The organism is Alphaproteobacteria bacterium, assembly GCA_040218575.1.
Classification (GTDB): Bacteria; Pseudomonadota; Alphaproteobacteria; order JAVJRE01; family JAVJRE01; genus JAVJRE01.
Genome location: JAVJRE010000003.1, coordinates 116,928 through 138,470 on the forward strand (window position 1 = coordinate 116,928; position 21,543 = coordinate 138,470).

Here is a 21,543-nt window from a genome sequence, read left to right on the forward strand (position 1 = left end):
GGAAGGAGCCATCATGGCCGCTTTGCCATTGATCCTGGCGATTGATCAGGGAACCACCAGCACCCGCGCCCTGCTGTTTGATGGGGCCGGTGGCGTTCAGGCCACGGCGCAGGTGGCGCTGCCGCAGATATTTCCGCGCGACGGCTGGGTCGAGCATGACCCGGAAATCATCTGGCGGGACACGGTGCAGGTGTGCCGCGACGCTCTGGCGACGGCCAGCGACCGCGCGGTAGCCGCCGTCGGCATCACCAACCAGCGCGAGACCGCCATCGTGTGGGATCGTGCGTCCGGCCGGCCGGTCCACAACGCCATTGTCTGGCAGGACCGGCGCGGCGCCGCATTGTGCCAGCGCATGGTGGCGGATGGCCATGAGGCGATGATTCAGGCGCGCACCGGGCTGCTGGCGGACTCCTATTTCTCGGCCAGCAAGATCGTCTGGCTGCTGGACCATGTGGATGGCGCGCGGGCGGCGGCGCAAGCCGGACGGCTGGCCTTCGGCACGGTGGACAGTTTCCTGCTGTGGCGTCTGACCGACGGCAAGGTGCACGCCACAGACGCCACCAATGCGGCGCGCACGCTTCTGTTTGATGTTCATCGCCAGGACTGGGACGAAGATCTGCTGCGCCTGTTTGGTGTGCCACGGGCGATGCTGCCCGAGGTGGTGGATTGCGCCGGACGGTTCGGCGAAACGACGCCATCGCTGTTCGGCCAGACCATGGCGATTACCGGCATGGCCGGTGATCAACATGCGGCCATGGTGGGCCAGGCCTGCGTTGCGCCGGGCATGATGAAGGCAACTTTCGGTACCGGCGGTTTCATAATGCTGAATACCGGCGACAGGGTGGTCGCCTCCCGCAACCGTCTGCTGACCACCCCGGCGTGGCGGCTGGACGGCCGGGTGACCTGGGCGCTGGAAGGCAGCATCTTCGTGGCTGGTGCGGCGCTGCAGTGGCTGCGCGATGGTCTGGGCGTGATCGGTGCGGCGGCGGAGAGTGAGCCGCTGGCCCGCGCCCTGGACGGCAATGGCGGGGTTTATCTGGTGCCTGCCTTCACCGGCCTCGGCGCACCGCACTGGGATGCGGCGGCGCGCGGCGCGCTGTTCGGTCTGACGCGGGATACGGGGCGGGGCCATCTGGCGCGCGCCGCACTGGAGGCGGTGGCCTACCAGACCTGCGACCTGCTGCAGGCCATGCAGGCGGACGGTGCGCCTCCGCCGGCGACACTGCGGGTCGATGGCGGCATGGCGGTTAATGACTGGTTGATGCAGTTTCTGGCAGACATGGCGGACCTGCCGGTGGAACGGGCGGCGACGGCCGAAGCGACGGCGGCAGGCGCCGCCCTGCTGGCCGGCTATGGCGCGGGGCTCCATGAGTCGGTGGAGCGGGCGAGCCAGGTGTGGCGCGCCGCCGGCCGTTTCGACCCGGGCATGACGCTGGCCAGTCGGCAGGCGCTGGTCCGCGGCTGGCAGACGGCCATCGGCCGGCTGCGCGGTTCGCCGGCCTGACCCGAGAGTTTTTCGCGGCGGGCCCGTCGACCGGCGACGGGCAGCGCCCCTTTGCAGCGGCGCGCACGGCAGGCAAGCTTGCCGCCCCGTCCACCACCGCCCGCCGCCGTCCACCACCGCCAAGGAGAGAATCGTGCTGAACCACCTCGTTGCCCGCGCCAGCCGGGATACTGTGCCGCTGCGTATCATTGCCAAGGATGATCTGGCGGCGTGGCTGAAGACACAGCCCGCAGCGAACCAGGCGTGGGTTGCCGGTCAGGGGTTCACCGCCAAGGCCGGCAGCCATCTGGCGGTGCCTGACGGCAAGGGCGGCGTGACGCGGGTGCTGGTCGGGCAGAGCGCCAGTCGCCAGCCCTGGGACTATGCACGCCTGGCGACGGCACTGCCGGCCGGACGCTATGCCCTGGAGGGCCGGCCAGCGGCGTCGCTGGCCAGTCAGGTGGCGCTGGGCTGGGCGCTCGGCTGCTATGCTTTCACCCGCTACAAGGCCGACAGCAAGCCGAAGGCCAGCCTGGTGTGGCCGGCCCAGGCCGACAAACCGGGCGTCAGCGCGACGGTAGAGGCGATCGGCCTGGTGCGCGACCTGATCAACACCCCGGCCAATGACATGGGCCCGGCCGATCTGGCCGTCGCGGCCCGGACCCTGGCCCGACGCCACAAAGCGCGGATCAGCGTGACCACCGGCCAGCAGCTTCTGGCGCGCAACTACCCGACCATCCACATGGTCGGCCGAGCGGCCGGGCGTGGCGCGGAGCCGCGTCTGATTGATCTGAGCTGGGGGCGGGCGGCGCACCCGCGGGTGACACTGGTAGGCAAGGGCGTGTGCTTCGACACCGGCGGACTCGACTTGAAACCGGCCGCCGGCATGCTGGAGATGAAGAAGGACATGGGCGGTGCGGCCCATGTGCTGGGATTGGCCCACATGATCATGGCGGCGAAACTTCCGGTGCGGCTGCGGGTGCTGGTGCCGGCGGTGGAGAACAGCGTCTCCGGCAACGCCATGCGGCCGCGCGACATCGTTAAGACGCGCAAGGGCCTGACGGTGGAGATCGGCAATACGGACGCGGAAGGCCGTCTTGTGTTGTGCGATGCGCTGGCCGAGGCGGTGCGCGAGAAGCCGGCGATGATCGTTGACTATGCGACGCTGACCGGTGCGGCGCGGGTCGCCCTTGGCACCGACCTGCCGGCGCTGTTCTGCAATGACGACCGGTTGGCGGAGGATATTCTGCAGGCGGGCCAGGCGCTGGAAGACCCGCTGTGGCGGATGCCCCTGCACCAGCCCTATCGCGAGTTGATCCGCAGCCCCATCGCCGACCTTAACAATGTTTCCGATGGCCCCTTTGCCGGCGCCATCACGGCGGCGCTGTTCCTCGAACACTTTGTCGATGAGGCCACGCCGTGGGCGCATATTGATCTGATGGCCGGCAACCGGGCCGACCGGCCTGGCCGGCCGCGTGGCGGCGAGGCGCAAGCCCTGCGGGCGGTCTATCAGGCGATCGCCCGGCGCTTTCCGGCCGATGGCAAAAAGGCCCGGCGCTAATCGCGCAGCAGACCGGCATCGTCGTCCGCCGCCTGCAGATCGAAGGCGGCGCGCATGAGCGCCCGGGTGTAGGGGGCCCGCGGTTGCTCAAACACCTGATCGGCCGGACCGGCCTCCATGACATAGCCGTCCTTGAGCACGACAATATGGTCGGCGATAGCGCGGACCACTTTCAGGTCATGGCTGATGAACAGATAGGCCAGCTTGTGGCGGGCCTGAATGTCGCGCAGCAGGTCAATGACCTGCGCCTGAACGCTGCGATCCAGCGCGCTGGTGGGTTCGTCCAGAACGATGAAACGGGGTTTGAGGATCAGCGCCCGGGCGATGGAGACACGCTGGCGCTGACCGCCGGAGAACTCGTGGGGGTAGCGATGGCGGGTGGCGGGATCGAGCCCCACCTCGCCCATGACCTGGACGATCTGCTCGTCTCGCGCGCCTGCACGCAGGCCGGGCTGATGAACCCGCAACCCTTCCTCGATGATCTGGGCGATGGACATGCGCGGGCTGAGGCTGCCGAAGGGATCCTGAAAGACGATCTGCATGTCGCTGCGCAACCGGCGCAGGGCGCGGCCGCGCAAATCGCGGATGGACGTACCGTCGAAGCGGATATCGCCCTGGCTCGGAATCAGCCGCAGCAGGGCCATGCCCAGCGTCGTCTTGCCGGAGCCGGATTCACCGACCACGCCCAGGGTCTGGCCCTGGCGCACGGCCACCGGCACGTCGTTGACCGCCTTGACGTGGCCGCGGGTAAAGCGCAGGACGCCGCCCTTGATGGGATACCAGACCCGCAGGCTGGGGCTTTCAACGACGATGGGCGCGTCCGGCGCTGGCCCGGTCGGGCGGCCTGACGGCTCAGCCGACAGCAGGTGGCGGGTGTAGGCGTGCGCAGGATTGTCGAAGACGGCGGCGACCGCCCCTTGCTCGACGATTTTCCCCGCCTGCATGACGGCCACCAGGTCGGCGAAACGGCGGACGATCCCCAGATCATGGGTGATGAACAGCATGGCCATGCCAAGGTCCGACTGCAGCTGTTCCAGAAGCTCCAGTATCTGCGCCTGGATGGTGACGTCGAGCGCGGTAGTCGGCTCGTCGGCGATCAGCAGGTCCGGCTGGTTGGCCAGCGCCATGGCGATGACCACTCGCTGAATCTGACCGCCGGACAGTTCGTGGGGAAAGGCGCCGATACGCTGGCGCGCGTTGGACAGGCGGACCATGTCGAGCAGCTCCAGCACACGCGCCCGCGCCGCAGTCCGGCTCAGTCCCTGGTGCAGAATCAGGCTCTCGGCCACCTGGCGGCCGATGGTGTGGACCGGATTGAGGGCGGTCTTGGGCTCCTGGAAGATCATGCCGATCTCCGCCCCGCGCACCGCCCGTAGGCGGGCCTGCGGCGCTGCGATCATTTCTTCGCCCTTGAAGCGGATGGAGCCTCCGGGGTGGCGCGCCGTGGGGTAGGGCAATAGCTGCATGATGGACAGCGCGGTGACCGACTTGCCGCTGCCGCTCTCCCCCACCAAGGCCAGGGTCTCGCCCTTGTCCAGGGTCAGGCTGACGCCGTCCACCGCCGGAATGCGCCGCCCCTGGACGTGAAAGTCCACCGCCAGATCATCAATGCGCAACAGCGATCCGGCCATGGGTCAGGTGATTGCCTTGCGCGGATCAAAGGCGTCGCGCACCGCCTCGCCGATGAAGATGAGCAGGGTCAGCATGACGGCGACCACCATGAAGCCGGAGATGCCGAGCCAGGGTGACTGCGGATTGTTGCGGCCCTGCAGCAGCAGTTCACCAAGCGACGGCGAGCCCGGCGGCAGGCCGAATCCCAGAAAGTCCAGGCTGGTGAGGGTGGTGACCGAGCCGGCGGTGATGAACGGCACGAAAGTGATGGTCGCCACCATGGCATTGGGCAGCATATGACGGAGCATGAGGGTCAGGTTGCCGACGCCCAGACCGCGGGCGGCGCGCACATAGTCCAGATTGCGCGCCCGCAGGAACTCCGCCCTGACCACACCGACCAGCGACATCCAGCCGAACAGCAGCATGATGACGAAAATGGAAGCGACCCCCGGCACGATAAGGCTGGACAGGATGATCAGCAGGAAGAGCACCGGAATGCTGCCCCACATCTCCAGGAAGCGCTGGAACAGCAGGTCCGTCAGGCCGCCGAAATAGCCCTGGACTGCGCCGGCGGCGATTCCGATGACCGAGGTGAAGAAGGTCAGAACCAGGCCGAAGGCCACCGAGATGCGATAGCCGTGGATCATACGGGCCAGCACGTCACGCGCCTGGCTGTCGGTGCCCAGCCAGTTGCGCGCCGACGGCGGCGAGGGGGCGGGCCGGCCCAGATCGCGGATCACCGTGTCATGGCGAAACGGCACCAGCGGCCAGACGATCCAGCCCTTCTGCCGGATCAGATCCTGAACGAAGGGATCGCTGTACTCCGCCTCGGTGGCGAAATCACCACCGAAGGCGGTTTCCGGATAGGCCGTCAGGATCGGCGTGTAGAACGCGCCGTCGTAGCGCACCAGCAAGGGCCGGTCATTGGCGATGAAATCAGCGCCGAGACTGACGACGAAGAGCAGGGCAAAAATCCAGAACGACCAGTAGCCGCGCCGGTTGCGGCGAAAGCCATCGAGCCGCCGGCGGGTGATGGGTGTCAGGCGCAGCATGGCCACGGCGTCAGGTGGTCCTGCTCTCGAAGTCGATTCTGGGATCGACCACCACATACATCAGATCGCTGAGAATGCCGAACAGGAGGCCGATGAGAGAGAAAAACCAGAGCGTACCGAAGACCACCGGATAATCGCGGTTGATGACCGATTCGAAACCCAGCAGGCCAAGGCCATCCAGCGAGAAGATGTTCTCGATCAGCAGCGAACCGGTGAACAGAGCACCGAGGAAAGCGCCGGGAAAGCCGGCAATGACGATCAGCATGGCGTTGCGGAAGACATGGCCATAGAGAACGCGCCGCTCGCTCATGCCCTTGGACCGCGCGGTCATGACGTATTGCTTGTTGATCTCGTCGAGAAACGAGTTCTTGGTCAGCAGGGTCAGAGTGGCGAAACCGCCGATGGCCATGGCGCCGATCGGCAGCACCAGGTGCCACAGATAATCCAGGACCTTGCGCAGGTCATACCAGGGCAGATCGGCGACCTCGGGGCTTATGAGTCCGCGCAGGGGAAAGATCTGCCAGAAACTCCCGCCGGCAAACAGGATCATCAGCAGGATGGCGAAGAGGAAGCTGGGGATTGCCATGCCGATAATGACCGCATAGCTGGTCGCCACATCGAAACGGCTGCCGTCACGCACCGCCTTGGCGATGCCCAGCGGTATGGAAATGAGATAGGCCAGCAAGGTGGTCCACACGCCCAGCGAGATGGAAACCGGCATCTTGTCCACCACCAGTTCGACCACCGTTCGGTTGCTGCGGAAACTTTCGCCGAAATCGAAGCGGGCATAGTTGACGAGCATCTCCACATAACGGGTGAACATCGGCTTGTCGAAGCCGTAGAGCTGCTCGATTTCACGGATCAGATCGGGATCGAGTCCGCGGGCGCCGCGATAGCGGCTGGTGATATCGTTTTCGCTGCCGCGCAGGCCGTCGCCACCGCGTTCACCACCGACGGTATCGGCGCCGGCGCCGGAGAAGCGGGCGGTGGCGTCCACATCAATGCCCTGCAGCTCGGCCAGGGTCTGTTCCACCGGCCCGCCGGGGGCGGCCTGGATGATGAAGAAGTTGATGGTGACGATCCCGAGCAAAGTCGGGACGACAAGGAACAGCCGTCGCAGGATATAGGCGAACACGTGGTCAGGCGCGGTGCGGCAGAGGTCGGGTCATGGCCGTCGGCGCAGATGCTATTGCCCGTCCCCCGCCGTGTCCTGCACGTCGCCCAGGGCCGCCGCCTTGGCCGGATCCACCCACCATGTGTTGAAACCAAGGGCGTAGCGCGGCGGCGTGGCCGGCCGGGAGAACTTGTTCCAGTAGGCGACGCGGAAGGTGGCCAGGTGCCAGTGGGGCACATAGTAGAAGCCCCACTGCAGAACCCGGTCTAGCGCCCGGCTGGCGATGATCAGTGAGTCATAGTCCGGTGCATTGACGATGCGGTCAATCAGGTCGTCCACCACCGGGCTATGAACCCCGGCCAGATTGCCGCTGCCGGGGACGGCGGCGGCTTCCGACCCCCAGGAATCCCGCTGTTCGTTGCCGGGTGTGAAGGTGATAACGGTGCGGTCGATGACAATGTCGAAGTCATTGGAGTCGAGCCGGGACTGGTATTGGGAGGAATCGACGGTGCGGACACTGGCCTCGACGCCCAGGGTCTCCAGCGCCTGGACATAGGCGAGCGTGATCGGCTCGAAGGACGCGCTGACCAGCAGGAACTCGATTTTCAGGGGCTCGCCCGAGTCCTGATTGACTCGCTTGCCGTCGCGGATCGGCCAGCCGGCCGCGTCCAGCAAGGCGGACGCCTCACGCAGATTGGCCCGATTGTTGCCGCTGCCGTCGGTGGCCGGCGGCTGATAGGCGGTAGTGAAGACCTCTGGCGGCAACTGATCGCGCCATGGTTCCAGCAGGGCCAGTTCGTCCGGCCCAGGCAGGCCCTTTGCCTCCATGTCGGTGTTGGTGAAATAGCTGCGCGAGCGGCGGTAGGACTCGAAGAAGAAGGTCTTGTTCATCCACTCGAAGTCCATGGCCAGGGTCAGGGCCTGGCGCACCCGGCGGTCGGCCAGGGCCGGCCGGCGGGTGTTGAGGGCGAAGCCCTGCATGCCCTGGGGAATATCGTTGGCGATTTCCTCCTTGATCAGACGGCCGTCACGCAGGGCCGGCGTGTCATAGGCGGTAGCCCATTCACGCGCCACATTCTCCTGAAAGAAATCAATGGCGCCGGCCTTCAACGCCTCGCGCTCCACGGCGCGGTCGCGATAATAGTCATAGCGGATGGTGGCCAAGTTGTTCTGCCCCACATTCACCGGCACGTTCCGGCCCCAGTAGTCGGCTACCCGCTCATAGGTGATGGAGCGGCCGGGATCGACCGCCTTGATCCGGTAGGGGCCACTACCCAGCGGCACGTCCAGCGTGGTCTCACCAAATTCGCGGGCCAGCCAGTAGTGTTTTGGCAGGATGGTCAGCTGGCCGATGATGGACGGCATCTCGCGGTTGATGGCGGTGCCGAAGTCGAAGCGCACCCGGTGATCGTCCAGTTTCTCAACCCCGGTCACCGCGCTCCAATACTCCCGCAACTGCGGATGGCCCTGAGTGGTCAAAGTCTCAAAACTCCACACCACATCGTCGGCGGTCAGCGGCACGCCGTCATGCCAGCGCGCCTCTGGCCGGAGGTTGTAAATGGCCCAACTGCGGTCTTCGGGATATTCGATCGACTGGGCCAGCAGGCCATAGGAGGAGAAGGCTTCATCCGAACTGCCGACCAGCAGAGTGTCGTAAATCAGGCCGAGCCCGGCGGCCGGATCACCCTTGAGGATAAAACCGTTGAGGGAATCGAACCCGCCATTGGCGCTGAGCACCACATCGCCGCCCTTCGGCGCGTCGGGATTGACATAGTCGAAGTGGGCGAAGTCGGGGCCGTATTTGAGGGTGCCGTGGATGGCGAAGCCATGGCTGACGGTGACGCCGGCGGTCACACCGGTGTCCTGGGCCGCGGTCGGCGGTAGGGGCCAGAACAGCACCAGGCTGAATACGGCGGCAAGAATGCCTACGCCAGATGTCAGGCGAAGCGCCATGGCACGTCCTCCGGGTTGCGGCCTACGGCGTGATTGTGCGCGGGCCGGGGCGGCGCAATCAAGGCTGAGGCCCCGGGACTCACGGCGAGTTGCGTCAGCCTCAGGCGGGATTCCCGACGACCCGCCCGGCGGAAAGCCGGGCAAGGGCGGCGCCATGCAGGGCGGCGGCGGCGGCCACCACATCGCCGCTTGAGGCCAGGGTCAGCGGGTCGCCGGACCAGTCGGTGATGCAGCCGCCGGCGCCGGTGACGACCGGCACCAATGCAGCGAAATCATAGGGTTTGAGCCGGGCGTCAACGCATAAGAGCACATGGCCGCTGGCCAGCAGGCCGTAGTTGTAGCAATCGCCGCCATAGACCACCGCCGACACGGCACCGGCCAGTCGGGCGAAGCCAGCGGCCTGAGCCTCACCGCTAAACATGGCGGGATCACCGGCATGAATGATCGTGCGGGAGAGGTCTTCGTCGCCGGCCGCCACATGCACGGGAATACCGTTGAGCGTGGTCGGACGGCCCAGGGCGCCGAGCCAGCGCTCCCCCATGGCCGGGTGATCGATGACGCCCAGCAGGGGCGTATGGCCCCGCCAGCAGGCAATCAGAGTACCGAACAGCGGCTTGCCGCTGATGAACTGTTTGGTGCCATCAATGGGATCGAGCACCCAGGTCAGATCGCTTGACCCTTCGCTGGCGCCGAACTCTTCACCGATAATGGAATCGTCCGGCCGCTCCTCCGCCAGGATCCGGCGCAAGGCTTGCTCGCACGTCCGGTCGGCAATGGTGACCGGCGATTCGTCGGCCTTGGAGTCGATGGCCAGGGGCTGGCGGAAGTGGCGCCGGCAGATCTCACCTGTGGCATCCGCCATGCGGCCGGCCAGTTGCAGGAGGTCGTCCGGCACATGTCCGGCCTGTATGGGGCCGCCCGATTGGGGTGGGGCCGGATCAGGGGGGCTGGTCATGACAGTTTCCCGCCTGCGGCGATCCTGGGGCGCCTGGGGCGGGGCGGCGCGGGACGAGGCTCAGGGCAGGGCCACCGGGGCGTTGCTGAGGCTGCGCAGATAGAGGATGAGGTCGGCCCGGTCTTCGGCCTTGCGGATGCCGGCGAAATTCATCTTGGTGCCGGGCACATAGGTGCGCGGACTGGCCAGGAACGCGTCCAGATTTTCAAAGGTCCAAGGCTGGTCGTCCGCCTGCATGGCATCGGAATAGCTGTAGCCGTCAGCCATTGCCGGCATGTTGCCAACGATATTCCACAGATTGGGTCCGACACGGTGGCTGCCGCCCTGGTCAAAGGTGTGACAGGCGGCGCACTTGCGGGCCTGGGTCTGGCCAGCGTCGAGGGATGCGGAGGCCAGCAGAACACCGATAGGCTCCGCGACAGTGGCAGGTTCGGCGGTGGCGCCGGCGGTTGCGCCATGGCCGCCAGTGGCGGCCACGGAAATGGCGCCGTCGCCGTGGCCATCGCCGGCCGATGCGCCGGGGTCACCATAGAGCATGTCGCCGGCATGGCCGATGACCACGAAGGCCAGCAGCCCGACCAGGACAGCACCGGCGATCTTGTTCAGTTCGAAAGACGACATAGCTGGCAGACCGCTGTGTAGAGGGAAGGGCGCAGGAAAGGGGAATGGCTGGCACGGGCCGGACGACACCGGCATAGTATCGCGGACAGGGGTATCGCGGACAGAGTGTTCGCGACAAGCGGACCGTAGGTAGCACCGGCCCGGCGCCAGCGTCAAAACACGGGTTTTGCGGCGAAAGGTCGCATGGCGCCACTGTCCGCCATCAGGCTTGCGGCCGCAGGGCGGCGGCCCGCACCACCAGTGTCGTTATTACGCACCGAGGCCCGCATCATGAGCCGTCCCATCATCGTCATTCCGGCCCGTATGCAGTCCAGCCGCCTGCCCGGCAAGCCGCTGGCCCTGATCGCCGGTCTGCCCATGATCGTTCACGTCTGGCAGCGGGCCATGGCGGCCGATCTGGGCCCGGTGGTGGTGGCCTGCGCCGAGGAAGAGATCGCCCAGGCGGTGCGGGCGGCCGGGGGCACGGCGGTGCTGACCGCGGCGGACCTGCCATCAGGCTCCGACCGGGTGCACGCGGCGCTGGCCACGTACGATCCCGACCGGCGGCACGACGTGGTGGTCAATCTGCAGGGCGATCTGCCGACGCTGGAGGCGCATTGCCTGCGCGCGCTGGTGGCGGTTCTGAATGATCCGGCGGTGGATATAGCCACCCTGGCGGCGCGCATCCATGACGCGGCCGAACGGGACAATCCCAATGTGGTCAAGGTCGCGGCGGCGCTGGACCGGCCGGATGCGCCGCCAGGGACGGCGCGTGACACCGCACGGGCGCTCTATTTCAGCCGGCTGCCGATTCCCCATGACCGCGGCGGCGCACCGCCGGATGGTGCACGGAGTGAGATGGGCGGCGCGGCGTCGGGCTCGAGCGGGCCCTGGCACTACCACCACATCGGCGTCTATGGCTGGCGCCGCGCCGCGCTGGATCGCTTCGTAGCCCTGCCGCCGGGAGTGTTGGAGCTGCGCGAGGGTCTGGAACAGCTTCGCGCCCTGGAGGCCGGTATGCGGATCGACGTGCGTCGCGTTGACGCTGTTCCGCTCGGCGTTGATACTCCGGCCGACCTCAGCCGGGCGCGCGACCTTCTGACCCCGCGATGACCACCGGCTTTGGTCTCGCCCCTACAGCTGACACCGGCGGACCGCAGCATGACCAAACCGTCGCCTGAACACCTGATCGCCTTCCAGGGCGAACCCGGGGCCAATTCCGATCTTGCCTGCCGGGCCGCCTTTCCCGATCTGGCGACGCTGCCGTGCGCCTCGTTCGAGGACACGTTTGCCGCCGTGCGCGAGGGCCGCGCCGGTCGCGCCATGATACCGATCGACAATTCGGTGGCAGGCCGGGTGGCGGATATCCACCATCTGTTGCCGGCTTCAGGCCTGCACATTACGGCCGAGCACTTTCACCGCATCAGCCATTGCCTGGTGGCGCCGCCGGGCCGCTCGCTCCGCGACGTGCAGCGGGTCTACAGCCATGTACACGCGCTGGGCCAGTGCCGCCGGTTCATCGCCGAACACGGGCTGCAGCCGGTGGTGCACAGCGATACCGCCGGCGCGGCGCGGATGGTGGCGGCAAGCGGCGAGGCCGGGGCAGCGGCCATCGCCACGGAACTGGCGGCGGAGATCTACGGGCTGGAGGTGCTGGCGCGGGATATCGAGGACGCGGCCCACAACACCACGCGGTTCGTCATCATGCAGGCGGCGGCGGACTGGCCGGCGGCCGGCAGCGGCGACATGGTGACGACCCTGGTGTTTCAGGTGCGCAGCGTTCCGGCGGCGCTGTACAAGGCGCTGGGTGGGTTCGCCACCAACGGCGTCAATATTACAAAGCTTGAGAGCTATATCATCGACGGCGCCTTCACGGTGGCGCAGTTCTATGCGGACCTGGAGGGTCATCCCGACGATCAGGCCATGCAGCACGCCTTTGAGGAGCTGGATTTCTTCACGGCCAGCCGGTCGATCCTGGGGGTTTATCCGGCCAGCCCGTTCCGCCGGCACGGTCATGACGGTCCGGCCTGAGCCGGCGCCGGCCGGGACTTAGACGCCCGGACTCGCGGGCCCGGACTCAACGGCCGGGCGTCAACCGTCCTGCAGCCAGTCGGTAATCAGGCGGCGGGCGATGCTGTCGGCCCGCGGCAGGCGGAAACTGCCATCGGCCGCATCGCGCAAGTCATCGCGATGGAGCCAGAGGGCCGCTTCTATTTCGTCGTGGTCGAGAGTCAGCGCGGTATCCGTGGCCTCCGCATAGAAGCCCAGCATGATGGAGGCGGGAAACGGCCAGGGCTGGGACGAGCTGTAGCGAATGCCGTCAAGCGGCAGGGTCAGGCCCACTTCTTCATGCACCTCCCGCGCCACGGCCATTTCCAGGCTTTCGCCCGGCTCGACGAAACCGGCGAGGGCGGAATAGGTGCCGACCGGCCAGTGTGGCGAGCGGCCGACCAGCGCCTGGTCGCCATGGGTGACGAGGACGATGATCGCCGGATCGGTGCGGGGGAAATGGGTGGCGCCGCAGGAATCGTTGGCGCAGCGGCGCACATGACCGCCATCGGCCGGTCGCGTACGGGCGCCGCACACGCCGCAATAGCCGTGCCGGCCATGCCAGTGGACCAGACCCCGGGCATAGGCCAGCAATGACCCCTCGAAGCGGGGCAGCAGCGGGCCGGCCTGGCGCAGATCGGTGAAGGCGCCGAGCGCCGCCAGCGGCGGCTCCGCCGCCCGTGACAGATCGGCGGCGAAATAGTGGCGGCGATCATAGACGCCGAGATAGATGGGCGTGTCGCCTTCAGCCTCTATGGCCGCCCATTCGTTGGCCGTGAGAAATCGCGGGGCGGGCGGTGCGCCGGTGGCGGCCTGTGGTTCGGCGGCGAACAGATTGTAGTCACGCCAGACCGGCACGATGCGGGCATCGGCGGAGGCCAGCGATTGGCTGAGCCAGGACTCGTCGCGTCGCTGGTGGCTGCGACGGTCGAGTCTGGGTTCGGCGTAGAAATGGGGTCGATAAGAATCGCCGCGCGTCATGGCGGCGAGAGTGGCACACGCCCTGCGCCGCGGCAAAGGGCCGGGGCACGGCACGTATCGGCGCGCGGCGCGCCTGTGCTAAGGAACGGCTTCCCACAGCCAGCCGCCGGATATGAGCCAGATCAGCGCCACACCCGCGCCTTCGCCCCTGCGGCGGGGCATCGCCATCGCCGCCGTCCTGTCGCTGGCCAATATGCTGGGAACTTTCTTTCGCAGCTCCAACGCGGTTATTGCGCCCGAACTCATTCGCGAGCTCGCCTTTACGCCCGAGATGCTCGGCACCATGACCAGTGTGCTGTTCATCACGGTGGCCCTTGTGCAATTGCCTTATGGCATCATTCTTGATCGCTTCGGTCCCCGGCGGATCATCGTCTCGCAGCTCTTTCTGGCCATCGGCGGCGCCGTTCTGTTCTCCGTCGGCCATTCGCTGGCGGTCCTGACCGCCGGCCAGGCGCTGCTGGGGCTCGGCACCACGGGCATCTTCATGGGGGCGGTGGTCCTGGTGTCGCGCTGGTTTCCGGCCGACCGTCTGGCGCTTGGCATGGCGGTTATCATGGGCATGTCGAACTTCGGCAATCTGATGGCGGCGACGCCGCTGGCCTTTGCCGTGGATCTGTTCGGCTGGCGCAACGTGTATCTCTCCATCGCCGTCATCGTCGTGGCGATCATGGGTCTGGTGCTGGCGGTGGTGCGGGATGCGCCGCCCGATCACGCCTGGCACAGCCGCAGCCGCGAGTCGTGGCGGGCGGCGGTACGCGGTCTGGCCGAGGTGCTGACCAACCGGTCTTTCCTGCTGCTGTTGCCCATTCCCTATATTCTCTATTCGTCGGGCATGGCGGTGCGTGGCCTGTGGGGCGGCCCTTTCCTGCAGGATGTGTTCGGGCTGGACACCGTGGCGCGCGGCAATGTGCTGATGATCTTCGCCATCGTCGGCATGTTCGGTCCCATGCTGTTCGGTCCCATGGACCGCTGGTTCAACAGTCGCCGGCTGGTGGCGCTGGGTGGCGGCATAGTCAGTGTTGCGGCGCTGGCCCTGCTGGCGACGGTGGGCGGCTACGCGGTGTGGAGCACCAGCCTGCTGTTCGGTCTGTTTGCGCTGGGCGGATCGTTCTTCACGGTGGTCATGGCCCAGGCGCGCAACCTGCTGCCCGACCGCCTGACCGGCCGCGCCATGACGGCGCTGAACGCCGCGGGATTTCTGGGCTCGGCCATCACCCAGGCGCTGACCGGAGCGCTGGTCGGGGCCTTTACGCCGGCCGGCGAGCCGACCCCGGAAATCGGCTATCTGGTGATGTTCGGCTATCTGGCGGTGGTCTTCGCCATCGGCCTGGCGATCTATGCGCGAGCGCCCGATACCCGGCCGCGCGACGACGGATCCCACGCCAACGATTGAGCGGCGGGCCGGCGGAAAGCGCCGGTCACACCGGGTCGCGAGGGCAATCCGGCGGCGGGTCCGGCCATATGGTCCGTCCACCAGGTGCCGGGCGGTGGTCCCTTGGCGACTCCCGGCCGGAAACTGATATATTGGCGGCGGGAGGTCGGCTGCGGACGGGCCGCTCGCCAACCCGGTCAGGTCCGGAAGGAAGCAGCCGTAACGAGTTTCGCCCGGGTCGCATGTCCGGCCTCCTACCTCGATTGCCGGCGATTATCCGGCCCCGCCGTTGCGCCGCGGCCGCCACCAGAAACGGCCTCTATGTCTGATGCGACTGACAGTCCTGCAGCGAGTGGCGCCTTGAACGGCACCGGCGCCCCGAACGAGGCCGGCGGCGAGGAATCGGCGGCGCGGCGCTATCAGGTGCTGGCCCGCAAGTACCGGCCCCTGACCTTCGCCCACATGGTGGGGCAGGAGGCGCTTGTCCGCACCCTGACCAACGCCATCGACTCCGGCCGTCTGGCCCACGCCTTTCTGTTCACCGGCGTACGTGGCGTCGGCAAGACAACGGCGGCTCGTATTCTGGCGCGGGCCCTCAACTGCACCGGCGATGCGGCGGCCGACGGCGGGCCGACGGCGAACCCCTGCGGTGTGTGCGAGAACTGTCGCGCCATCGCCGAGGACCGGCACGTGGACGTCATCGAGATGGACGCCGCCAGCCGCACCGGCGTTGACGACATCCGCGAGATTATCGAGGGCGTGCGCTACCGGCCGGTGATGGGACGCTACAAGATCTACATCATCGACGAAGTGCACATGCTGAGCCGCAACGCCTTCAACGCCTTGCTGAAGACGCTGGAAGAACCACCGGCCCATGTGAAGTTTATCTTCGCCACCACCGAGGCGCGCCGGTTGCCGGTTACGGTTCTGTCGCGGTGCCAGCGCTTCGATCTGCGCCGTATCGACAGTGACGCGCTGAAAGCCTATCTGGCGCGGCTGGCGACAGCCGAGGGAGTCGTGCTGCAGGCGGACGCCCTGTCGCTGCTGGTGCGCGGCGCCGATGGCTCCGCCCGCGATGGCATCAGCCTGTTGGATCAGGCGATCTCTCATGCGGGCGCCGATGGCGCGGTGGCCGTGGACGATTCAGCCCGCCGCACCGTTTCGGCCGCCACCGTACGGCGCATGATGGGGCTGGCCGACCGCCACCGCATCGTTGACCTGTTTGAGCGTCTGATGGCCGGTGACGCGGCGGCGGTGCTGGACCAGTTCGCAGCGCTCTACGCCGACAGCGCCGATCCCGAACAGGTGTTGCAGGACCTGCTTGACCTGACCCACTGGCTGACCCGGCGCAAGGTGGTGGGCCCGGCGGCGGACGCCGACGCGGTGAGCGAGGATGAGGCGGTGCGCGGCGCCGCTCTGGCCGAGCGGCTGACCATGGGCGAGCTTGGCCGCGCGTGGCAGATCCTGTTCAAGGGCCTGGAGGAAGTGCAGGCCGCCCCGATGGGCGCGCGGGCGACGGAGATGGTCCTGCTGCGCCTGGTCTATGCGGTGGATCTGCCGACACCGGACCGCCTGACGTCAAGCGATGACGCGGGCCGGAGCGGAAGCGGGTCGCCCGACCGTGGCGGCGAGGCCGCGGCAGAGCGCGTGGCGCCAGCGGTCGCCGGGGCGGCCGGCCCGTCGCCACAGGCGCTGCCGGCAGAGCGGGCGCGAGGGCCGGCCATGCGGGCATCTGACGGCGTTGGGTTTGAGGATCGCGGGTTTGAGGGTCAGGCGGCAGATCGCCGCGATGGGAGCGCGTCCGACAGGGCCATGCCACAGACCTTTGAGGCGCTGGTGGCGCTGGTCGCCGACAAACGCGAGCCGGTCCTGCGCAGCCATCTGCTGCATGATGTGCGCCTGGTGTCCTTCGCTCCCGGCGACGTGTCGCTGCACCTGCTGGACGGCGCGCCACGGGACCTGCCGGGACGACTGGTGCGCAAGCTCGATCTGTGGACGGGCCGCAAGTGGACCGTGCAGGCCGTGGCCAGCGACGAAGCGGCGCCGACCATCACCGCCCAGAAGGAAGCCCGGGCGGCGGAAGACCGTGAATCGGCGCTGGAGGACTCCCTCGTCCGGGCCACCCTGGACGCCTTTCCCGGAGCCCGGGTGAAGACAGTGCGGCCGGACCGCGGTGAGAGAACACCGGACGCGGCCGGATAGTGCGGCCTGACCTGGCCGGTCCCTGCTTCTTTGCGACCGCCGCGTTACCTGGACACACAGCGCGACCCAATCCCACGATCACATGACAGGACAACAGTGATGAAGAATCTCGGCAAGCTGATGAAGCAGGCGCAGGAAATGCAGGGCCGCATGGCGGACATGCAGGAGGCGCTGAGCCAGATGGAGGCGACCGGTGAGTCCGGCGGTGGCATGGTCAAGGCAACGGTCAATGGCAAGGGAGAAGCGCTGCGTATGCGGATTGATCCGAGTCTGCTGACGCCGGCGGAGCGCGAGATGGTGGAGGATCTGGTGGTGGCGGCGATCAATGATGCACGGCGCAAGGCGGAAGTCCTGGCGGCGGAGGAGATGAGCAAGCTGACCGGCGGGCTGGAGCTGCCGCCGGGCGTCAAGCTGCCGTTCTGACAGGCCACGTCCGGCCATGGCCCGCCACGCCCCCGAAGACAATGAGATCGGCCGGCTTATCGCCATGCTGGCCCGTATTCCGGGTTTTGGACCACGCTCGGCGCGCCGCGCCGCCCTGCATATGATCGAACACCGGCAGGCGCTGCTGGAGCCGCTGATTGGCGCGCTCGCGGCGGCCCGCGACACGGTAAAAACGTGCAGCGTGTGCGGCAATCTGGATACGAGTGAGCCGTGCGCCATCTGTGTCGCCGGCAACCGCGACGACACCCAGTTGTGCGTGGTGGAGGATGTGGCCGATCTGTGGGCTCTGGAGCGGACCCGCTCATACCGCGGCCGCTACCATGTGCTGGGTGGCGTTCTGTCGGCGCTTGATGGAATCGGCCCTGATGAGCTGCGTATGGAATCCCTGGTCAGACGGGTTCGGCAGGGCGGGGTCGACGAAGTGATTCTGGCACTTGGCGCAACCGTCGACGGTCAGACCACGGCACACTACATCACCGACCGCCTGGCGCCGTATGCCGAGCGCGTCACCCGTCTGGCCCACGGCATGCCGGTAGGCGGCGAACTGGATTATCTGGACGATGGCACCCTGACCGCGGCGCTCAATGCGCGCCGCTCGCTCAAGGCGGACCGTTGAGCCCGCGGGATTCGGAGGGCAATAGATTTTCTAGGGCCAGCCGCTAGTCAGTCTCTGGTTGATCCTGACCGGGGCCGACTTATTCTGAAGGTCCATGCAGGGCGATGGCCCTCTATGGCTGACAGTCCGGCCCCTCCCCTGTCCGGACGGATGGCGGCCATGCGGCAACTGGCACTATTTCAGGTCCCCCAATGAAACACGATGCTCCGGCCACCGGCCGCTCATTGACTCTGACCTTCGAGAGCTGGAATCGGGCGCGGCGCCAGTTGTCCATGGTGTGGCGTGTCGGCGACCTCCGATTCACCACATCGTTCTGGTACGACAGCGTGGACCTGCCGGCGCTGGAAGCGACCTATGGCCGGCAGGCCATGGAGCGCATCTATTTCCACATCATGGCGTATGAGGGGCTGAAACTGTGCAGCCTGCGGCCCGATGCCATTGACCTTGGCGATTTTGCCCGTTTTCACACCCGTTCGTTCGAGGCTGCATGGCGCACCACCATGCAGAATGTGTGGCAGCAATGGCGCTATGAGAACGACGATCCGGATTATGCGGGGCCGACTTTCACCAGCACGCCGGTAGCCGACGATTTCCCGCTGCTGACGGCGCCGGACGGACCGGCCAAGGTGCTCAGCTTCTGTGGCGGCGGCAAGGACAGCATTGTCGCCTTGAAGCTGCTTGAGCGGGCCGGCATCCCCCATGACAGCTTTGTCTATTCAAGCTCCGCCTATGGCATGGCCGAGCCGCAGCACCGGCTGTCCAACAAATTGCTGGACCATGCCACGCCAGAGCGTCGCCACGCCCAGTGGATTTATGACGATTTCATGGATTCGCCGGTGCTACAGCTCAATGATCGCTACCGCACCCTGACCCTGACGGCGGCGGAAACACCCACCAGCCTGATGGCCTGTCTGCCCATTGCCCTGACCCACGGTCACCAGGCCATTTCCCTTGGTCACGAGCGCAGCGCCGATACCGGCCAGGTGGTCTGGCAGAAAACCGGCGAAGACATCAACCATCAGTGGGGCAAGTCCTTCGCGGCCGAACAGGTGTTTAACAGCTATCTGGCGGGGCACCTGGTCTCCAACTACCACTACTTCAGCCTGCTGAAGCCGATCTATGATACGGCCATCTTCAACCTGCTGCGGCGTGACCTGAATGCGGTGCCGGCCACCCATTCGTGCAACATCGACAAGCCGTGGTGCAAGCGCTGCCCCAAGTGCGCCTATGTCTGGCTGAACTACATGGCGTGGCTGCCGGTTGATCTGGTGCGCTCGATCTTCCACGACAATCTGTTCGACCTGGCGGAGAATCAGATTCACTTCCGCCAGTTGCTCGGTCTCGAAGACCAGTTGCCGTTCGAATGCATCGGTCAGCGCGACGAGGTGCGGCTGGCCTTCGAGATGTGCCGCCTGAAAGGTCTGACCGGCAAGGCGATGGATGTGTTCAAGGCCGAGGTCGGACGGGTCGACGTGGACGGACTGCTGGACCGCTATCTGGACGTGGCGCCGGACCTGAGCGCGATTCCGGCGGAGATTCGCCAGCCCATCATCGCCCAGATGCGGGCGGTGGCTGGCGAGGCCCGCGCCTATGTGGCGGACGTGCGCGCCGCCGCGTTGGTTACGGCCTGACGCCGGACCTGGTAGTCAGACCGGGGCCGGCCCGCCACACAGGGGCCGGCTGGCGGCGCGGGCGGGCCTGTCACTCCGGTTTGGCCGGGCCGGCGGCCTGTGGGTCAAGGCCCAGACGGGGCGTGTCGCCATTACCATCGGCGGCCAGTTCGATGTCGAGGATGGTCTCGCCGCGACTGGCCACCTTGCTGGCCGACGTAGCGATCTCTCCCAGATCGTCTTCCGCCTGACGGAAGTGGCGCTGCAGATTGCCAACCCGTTTGTGCAGCCGGTCCACGTCCAGCATCATGGTTTCCACTTCCTTCTGGATGAGTCCGGCTTGTTCGCGCATGCGGACATCCTTCAGAACCGCCCGGATGGTGTTGAGGGTCGCCCAAAGGGTGGTGGGCGAAACCACATAGACGCGGGCGCGATAGGATTCTTCCACCACCTTCTGAAAGTTGGCGTGCAGTTCCGCATAGACCGCTTCGGACGGCACGAACATGAGGGCTGATTCCGCCGTCTCGCCGGTGATGATGTAGCGCCCGGCGATGTCGCGGATATGCTTGATGAATGAGGTTTCGAACAGGCGCGTCGCCTGGCGCCGGGCTTCGTCCGTCTCTGCCGCGCGCAGCGCCTGATAGCCCTCCAGAGGGAACTTGGAATCGATGGCGATGGGCCCCGGCGGGTTGGGCAGGCGGATCAGGCAGTCGGCCCGGTTGCGGTTTGACAGAGTCGCCTGAAACTCATAGGCCGATGGCGGCAGAACACTTTCCACCAGATCCTTGAGCTGGATCTCTCCGAAGGCGCCACGCGCCTGCTTGTTGGACAGAATGTCCTGCAGGCCGACCATCTGGGTGGACAGTTGGGCGATGTTCTTCTGGGCCGCATCGATCACCGCCAGCCGCTCGTGCAGCTTGCCCATGACCTCGCCGGTCCTGGTGTGCTGGGTCTGCAACGACTCGGTCACTCTCTGGCTGACCGCCTCCAGCCGCAGGTTGAGAGTCTGGCTGAGCTGGCGTTCCTGGGTTTGCAGGCTTTCGGCCAGCCGCTGCTGGGCGGCGGCGGTCTGTTCGGCCATCTGCGCCAGGCGGCCCTCAAGAGCTGTCTGGCTGGCCACCAACCGCTCCATAGGGTGGTGCGCCGCGGCGCCACCGCGGCGACCGCGCAGAAGGGCAAAGGCGAGGGCGGCGGCAACCGCCGCCAGCAAAGCGACGAGCAACGTGGTCCAGTCGATCATGCGTGTATCATCTGTCCCGTTTTTGCTTGCGGACCTGCCGCCCGGCGGGCGGCAAATCCTGTCCTTCGGCTTGACCGGCACCGATGGGCCCCATAAGTAAGCCACCCTACACCAAGCCCACGTCCACCGTCGCCACTGGTCAAATCCGTATCCTGGTCCCATGGCTCTGCTGCCCATCATCATCGCCCCGGACCCGCGCCTGAAGCGGGTGGCCCACCCCGTCGCCGGCGTCGGCGCGGACGAACGGCGGCTGATGGATGACATGCTGGAGACCATGTACGCCGCACCGGGAATCGGCCTGGCCGCGCCGCAGGTGGGGGACCCGCGCCGGATCATCGTGGTGGATGTCAGCAAGGATAATTCAGCCCCCCTGCGTATGGCCAATCCGCAGCTTCTGGAGTCCTCTGATGTGCTGGCAGACTATGAGGAGGGCTGCCTCTCGCTGCCCGATCAGTATGCGCCGGTACGCCGGCCCGACCATATTGTGGTGCGCTACCTGGATCATGAAGGCGAGATGCGCGAACTGACGGCCGACGGCGTACTGGCAACGGCAATCCAGCACGAGATGGACCATCTGGATGGTATCCTCTTCGTCGATCATCTGAGCAGCCTGAAGCGGTCGATGGTTCTGCGGCGGCTGCAAAAGTTGAAGAAGCTACAGGACGAGGCCGTGGCGACCGTCTGACGGGATGCCGGGCGC

General features: G+C 66.7%; 18 protein-coding genes and 1 other RNA gene. 11 read left to right on the forward strand and 8 right to left on the reverse strand.

Features of this window, described 5'->3' with window-relative positions; genetic code table 11:
* Positions 1-13 precede the first annotated feature (13 nt).
* Both glpK and RIE31_04310 read left to right on the forward strand, forming a co-directional pair.
* Positions 14-1,504: a glycerol kinase GlpK gene (gene glpK / locus RIE31_04305; GenBank protein MEQ8639818.1), complete on the forward strand. Its 1,491-nt coding sequence runs from the start codon at positions 14-16 to the stop codon at positions 1,502-1,504.
* Positions 1,505-1,637: 133 nt separating this feature from the next.
* On the forward strand, positions 1,638-3,044 hold the full coding sequence (locus tag RIE31_04310) for a leucyl aminopeptidase family protein (protein ID MEQ8639819.1): 1,407 nt from the start codon (positions 1,638-1,640) through the stop codon (positions 3,042-3,044).
* Here RIE31_04310 and RIE31_04315 read toward each other — a convergent pair.
* From RIE31_04315 to RIE31_04340, 6 genes are all read right to left on the reverse strand, one after another.
* Positions 3,041-4,675, reverse strand: a complete 1,635-nt coding sequence (locus RIE31_04315) for an ABC transporter ATP-binding protein (GenBank protein ID MEQ8639820.1) — start codon at positions 4,673-4,675, stop codon at positions 3,041-3,043. The two genes, RIE31_04310 and RIE31_04315, sit on opposite strands and share 4 nt — an antisense overlap.
* A 3-nt stretch (positions 4,676-4,678) precedes the next feature.
* Positions 4,679-5,707 (reverse strand): ABC transporter permease, encoded by a 1,029-nt coding sequence (locus RIE31_04320; protein MEQ8639821.1) that lies wholly within the window; start codon positions 5,705-5,707, stop codon positions 4,679-4,681.
* 10 nt (positions 5,708-5,717) lie between these two features.
* Positions 5,718-6,842 carry a microcin C ABC transporter permease YejB gene (locus RIE31_04325; protein MEQ8639822.1) on the reverse strand — a complete coding sequence of 375 codons (1,125 nt, stop codon included), beginning with the start codon at positions 6,840-6,842 and terminating at the stop codon, positions 5,718-5,720.
* Positions 6,843-6,893: 51 nt separating this feature from the next.
* Positions 6,894-8,774 (reverse strand): extracellular solute-binding protein, encoded by a 1,881-nt coding sequence (locus RIE31_04330; protein MEQ8639823.1) that lies wholly within the window; start codon positions 8,772-8,774, stop codon positions 6,894-6,896.
* 100 nt (positions 8,775-8,874) lie between these two features.
* The gene (locus RIE31_04335; protein MEQ8639824.1) at positions 8,875-9,729 is read right to left on the reverse strand and encodes an inositol monophosphatase family protein; all 855 of its coding nucleotides are present in this window, start codon (positions 9,727-9,729) and stop codon (positions 8,875-8,877) included.
* 60 nt (positions 9,730-9,789) lie between these two features.
* Positions 9,790-10,350 carry a cytochrome c family protein gene (locus tag RIE31_04340; protein ID MEQ8639825.1) on the reverse strand — a complete coding sequence of 187 codons (561 nt, stop codon included), beginning with the start codon at positions 10,348-10,350 and terminating at the stop codon, positions 9,790-9,792.
* A 270-nt stretch (positions 10,351-10,620) separates the two neighbouring features.
* On the opposite strand from RIE31_04340, the gene kdsB reads away from it, so the two are divergent.
* Complete coding sequence (gene kdsB, locus RIE31_04345) at positions 10,621-11,442, forward strand: 3-deoxy-manno-octulosonate cytidylyltransferase (protein MEQ8639826.1); 822 nt, start codon at positions 10,621-10,623, stop codon at positions 11,440-11,442.
* Positions 11,443-11,490: 48 nt separating this feature from the next.
* Positions 11,491-12,360 carry a prephenate dehydratase gene (locus tag RIE31_04350; GenBank protein ID MEQ8639827.1) on the forward strand — a complete coding sequence of 290 codons (870 nt, stop codon included), beginning with the start codon at positions 11,491-11,493 and terminating at the stop codon, positions 12,358-12,360.
* A 60-nt stretch (positions 12,361-12,420) separates the two neighbouring features.
* Here RIE31_04350 and nudC read toward each other — a convergent pair whose 3' ends face one another.
* A complete protein-coding gene (gene nudC, locus RIE31_04355; protein MEQ8639828.1) occupies positions 12,421-13,359 on the reverse strand; it encodes an NAD(+) diphosphatase in 939 nt (312 codons plus the stop codon).
* Positions 13,360-13,471: 112 nt separating this feature from the next.
* On the opposite strand from nudC, the gene RIE31_04360 reads away from it, so the two are divergent.
* From RIE31_04360 to RIE31_04385, 6 genes are all read left to right on the forward strand, one after another.
* Positions 13,472-14,752 (forward strand): MFS transporter, encoded by a 1,281-nt coding sequence (locus RIE31_04360; GenBank protein MEQ8639829.1) that lies wholly within the window; start codon positions 13,472-13,474, stop codon positions 14,750-14,752.
* A gap of 140 nt (positions 14,753-14,892) precedes the next feature.
* Positions 14,893-14,989: signal recognition particle sRNA small type (gene ffs, locus RIE31_04365), an RNA gene on the forward strand.
* A 63-nt stretch (positions 14,990-15,052) separates the two neighbouring features.
* On the forward strand, positions 15,053-16,933 hold the full coding sequence (locus RIE31_04370; GenBank protein ID MEQ8639830.1) for a DNA polymerase III subunit gamma/tau: 1,881 nt from the start codon (positions 15,053-15,055) through the stop codon (positions 16,931-16,933).
* 99 nt (positions 16,934-17,032) lie between these two features.
* A complete protein-coding gene (locus RIE31_04375; GenBank protein MEQ8639831.1) occupies positions 17,033-17,356 on the forward strand; it encodes a YbaB/EbfC family nucleoid-associated protein in 324 nt (107 codons plus the stop codon).
* A 16-nt stretch (positions 17,357-17,372) separates the two neighbouring features.
* Positions 17,373-17,993: a recombination mediator RecR gene (recR, locus tag RIE31_04380; GenBank protein MEQ8639832.1), complete on the forward strand. Its 621-nt coding sequence runs from the start codon at positions 17,373-17,375 to the stop codon at positions 17,991-17,993.
* A gap of 191 nt (positions 17,994-18,184) precedes the next feature.
* Positions 18,185-19,624: a hypothetical protein gene (locus RIE31_04385; protein ID MEQ8639833.1), complete on the forward strand. Its 1,440-nt coding sequence runs from the start codon at positions 18,185-18,187 to the stop codon at positions 19,622-19,624.
* A gap of 70 nt (positions 19,625-19,694) precedes the next feature.
* On the opposite strand, the gene rmuC is transcribed toward RIE31_04385, so the two are convergent.
* On the reverse strand, positions 19,695-20,843 hold the full coding sequence (gene rmuC / locus RIE31_04390) for a DNA recombination protein RmuC (GenBank protein ID MEQ8639834.1): 1,149 nt from the start codon (positions 20,841-20,843) through the stop codon (positions 19,695-19,697).
* A 160-nt stretch (positions 20,844-21,003) separates the two neighbouring features.
* Here rmuC and def point away from each other — a divergent pair, with 160 nt between their 5' ends.
* On the forward strand, positions 21,004-21,528 hold the full coding sequence (gene def / locus RIE31_04395; GenBank protein MEQ8639835.1) for a peptide deformylase: 525 nt from the start codon (positions 21,004-21,006) through the stop codon (positions 21,526-21,528).
* Positions 21,529-21,543: the final 15 nt, after the last annotated feature.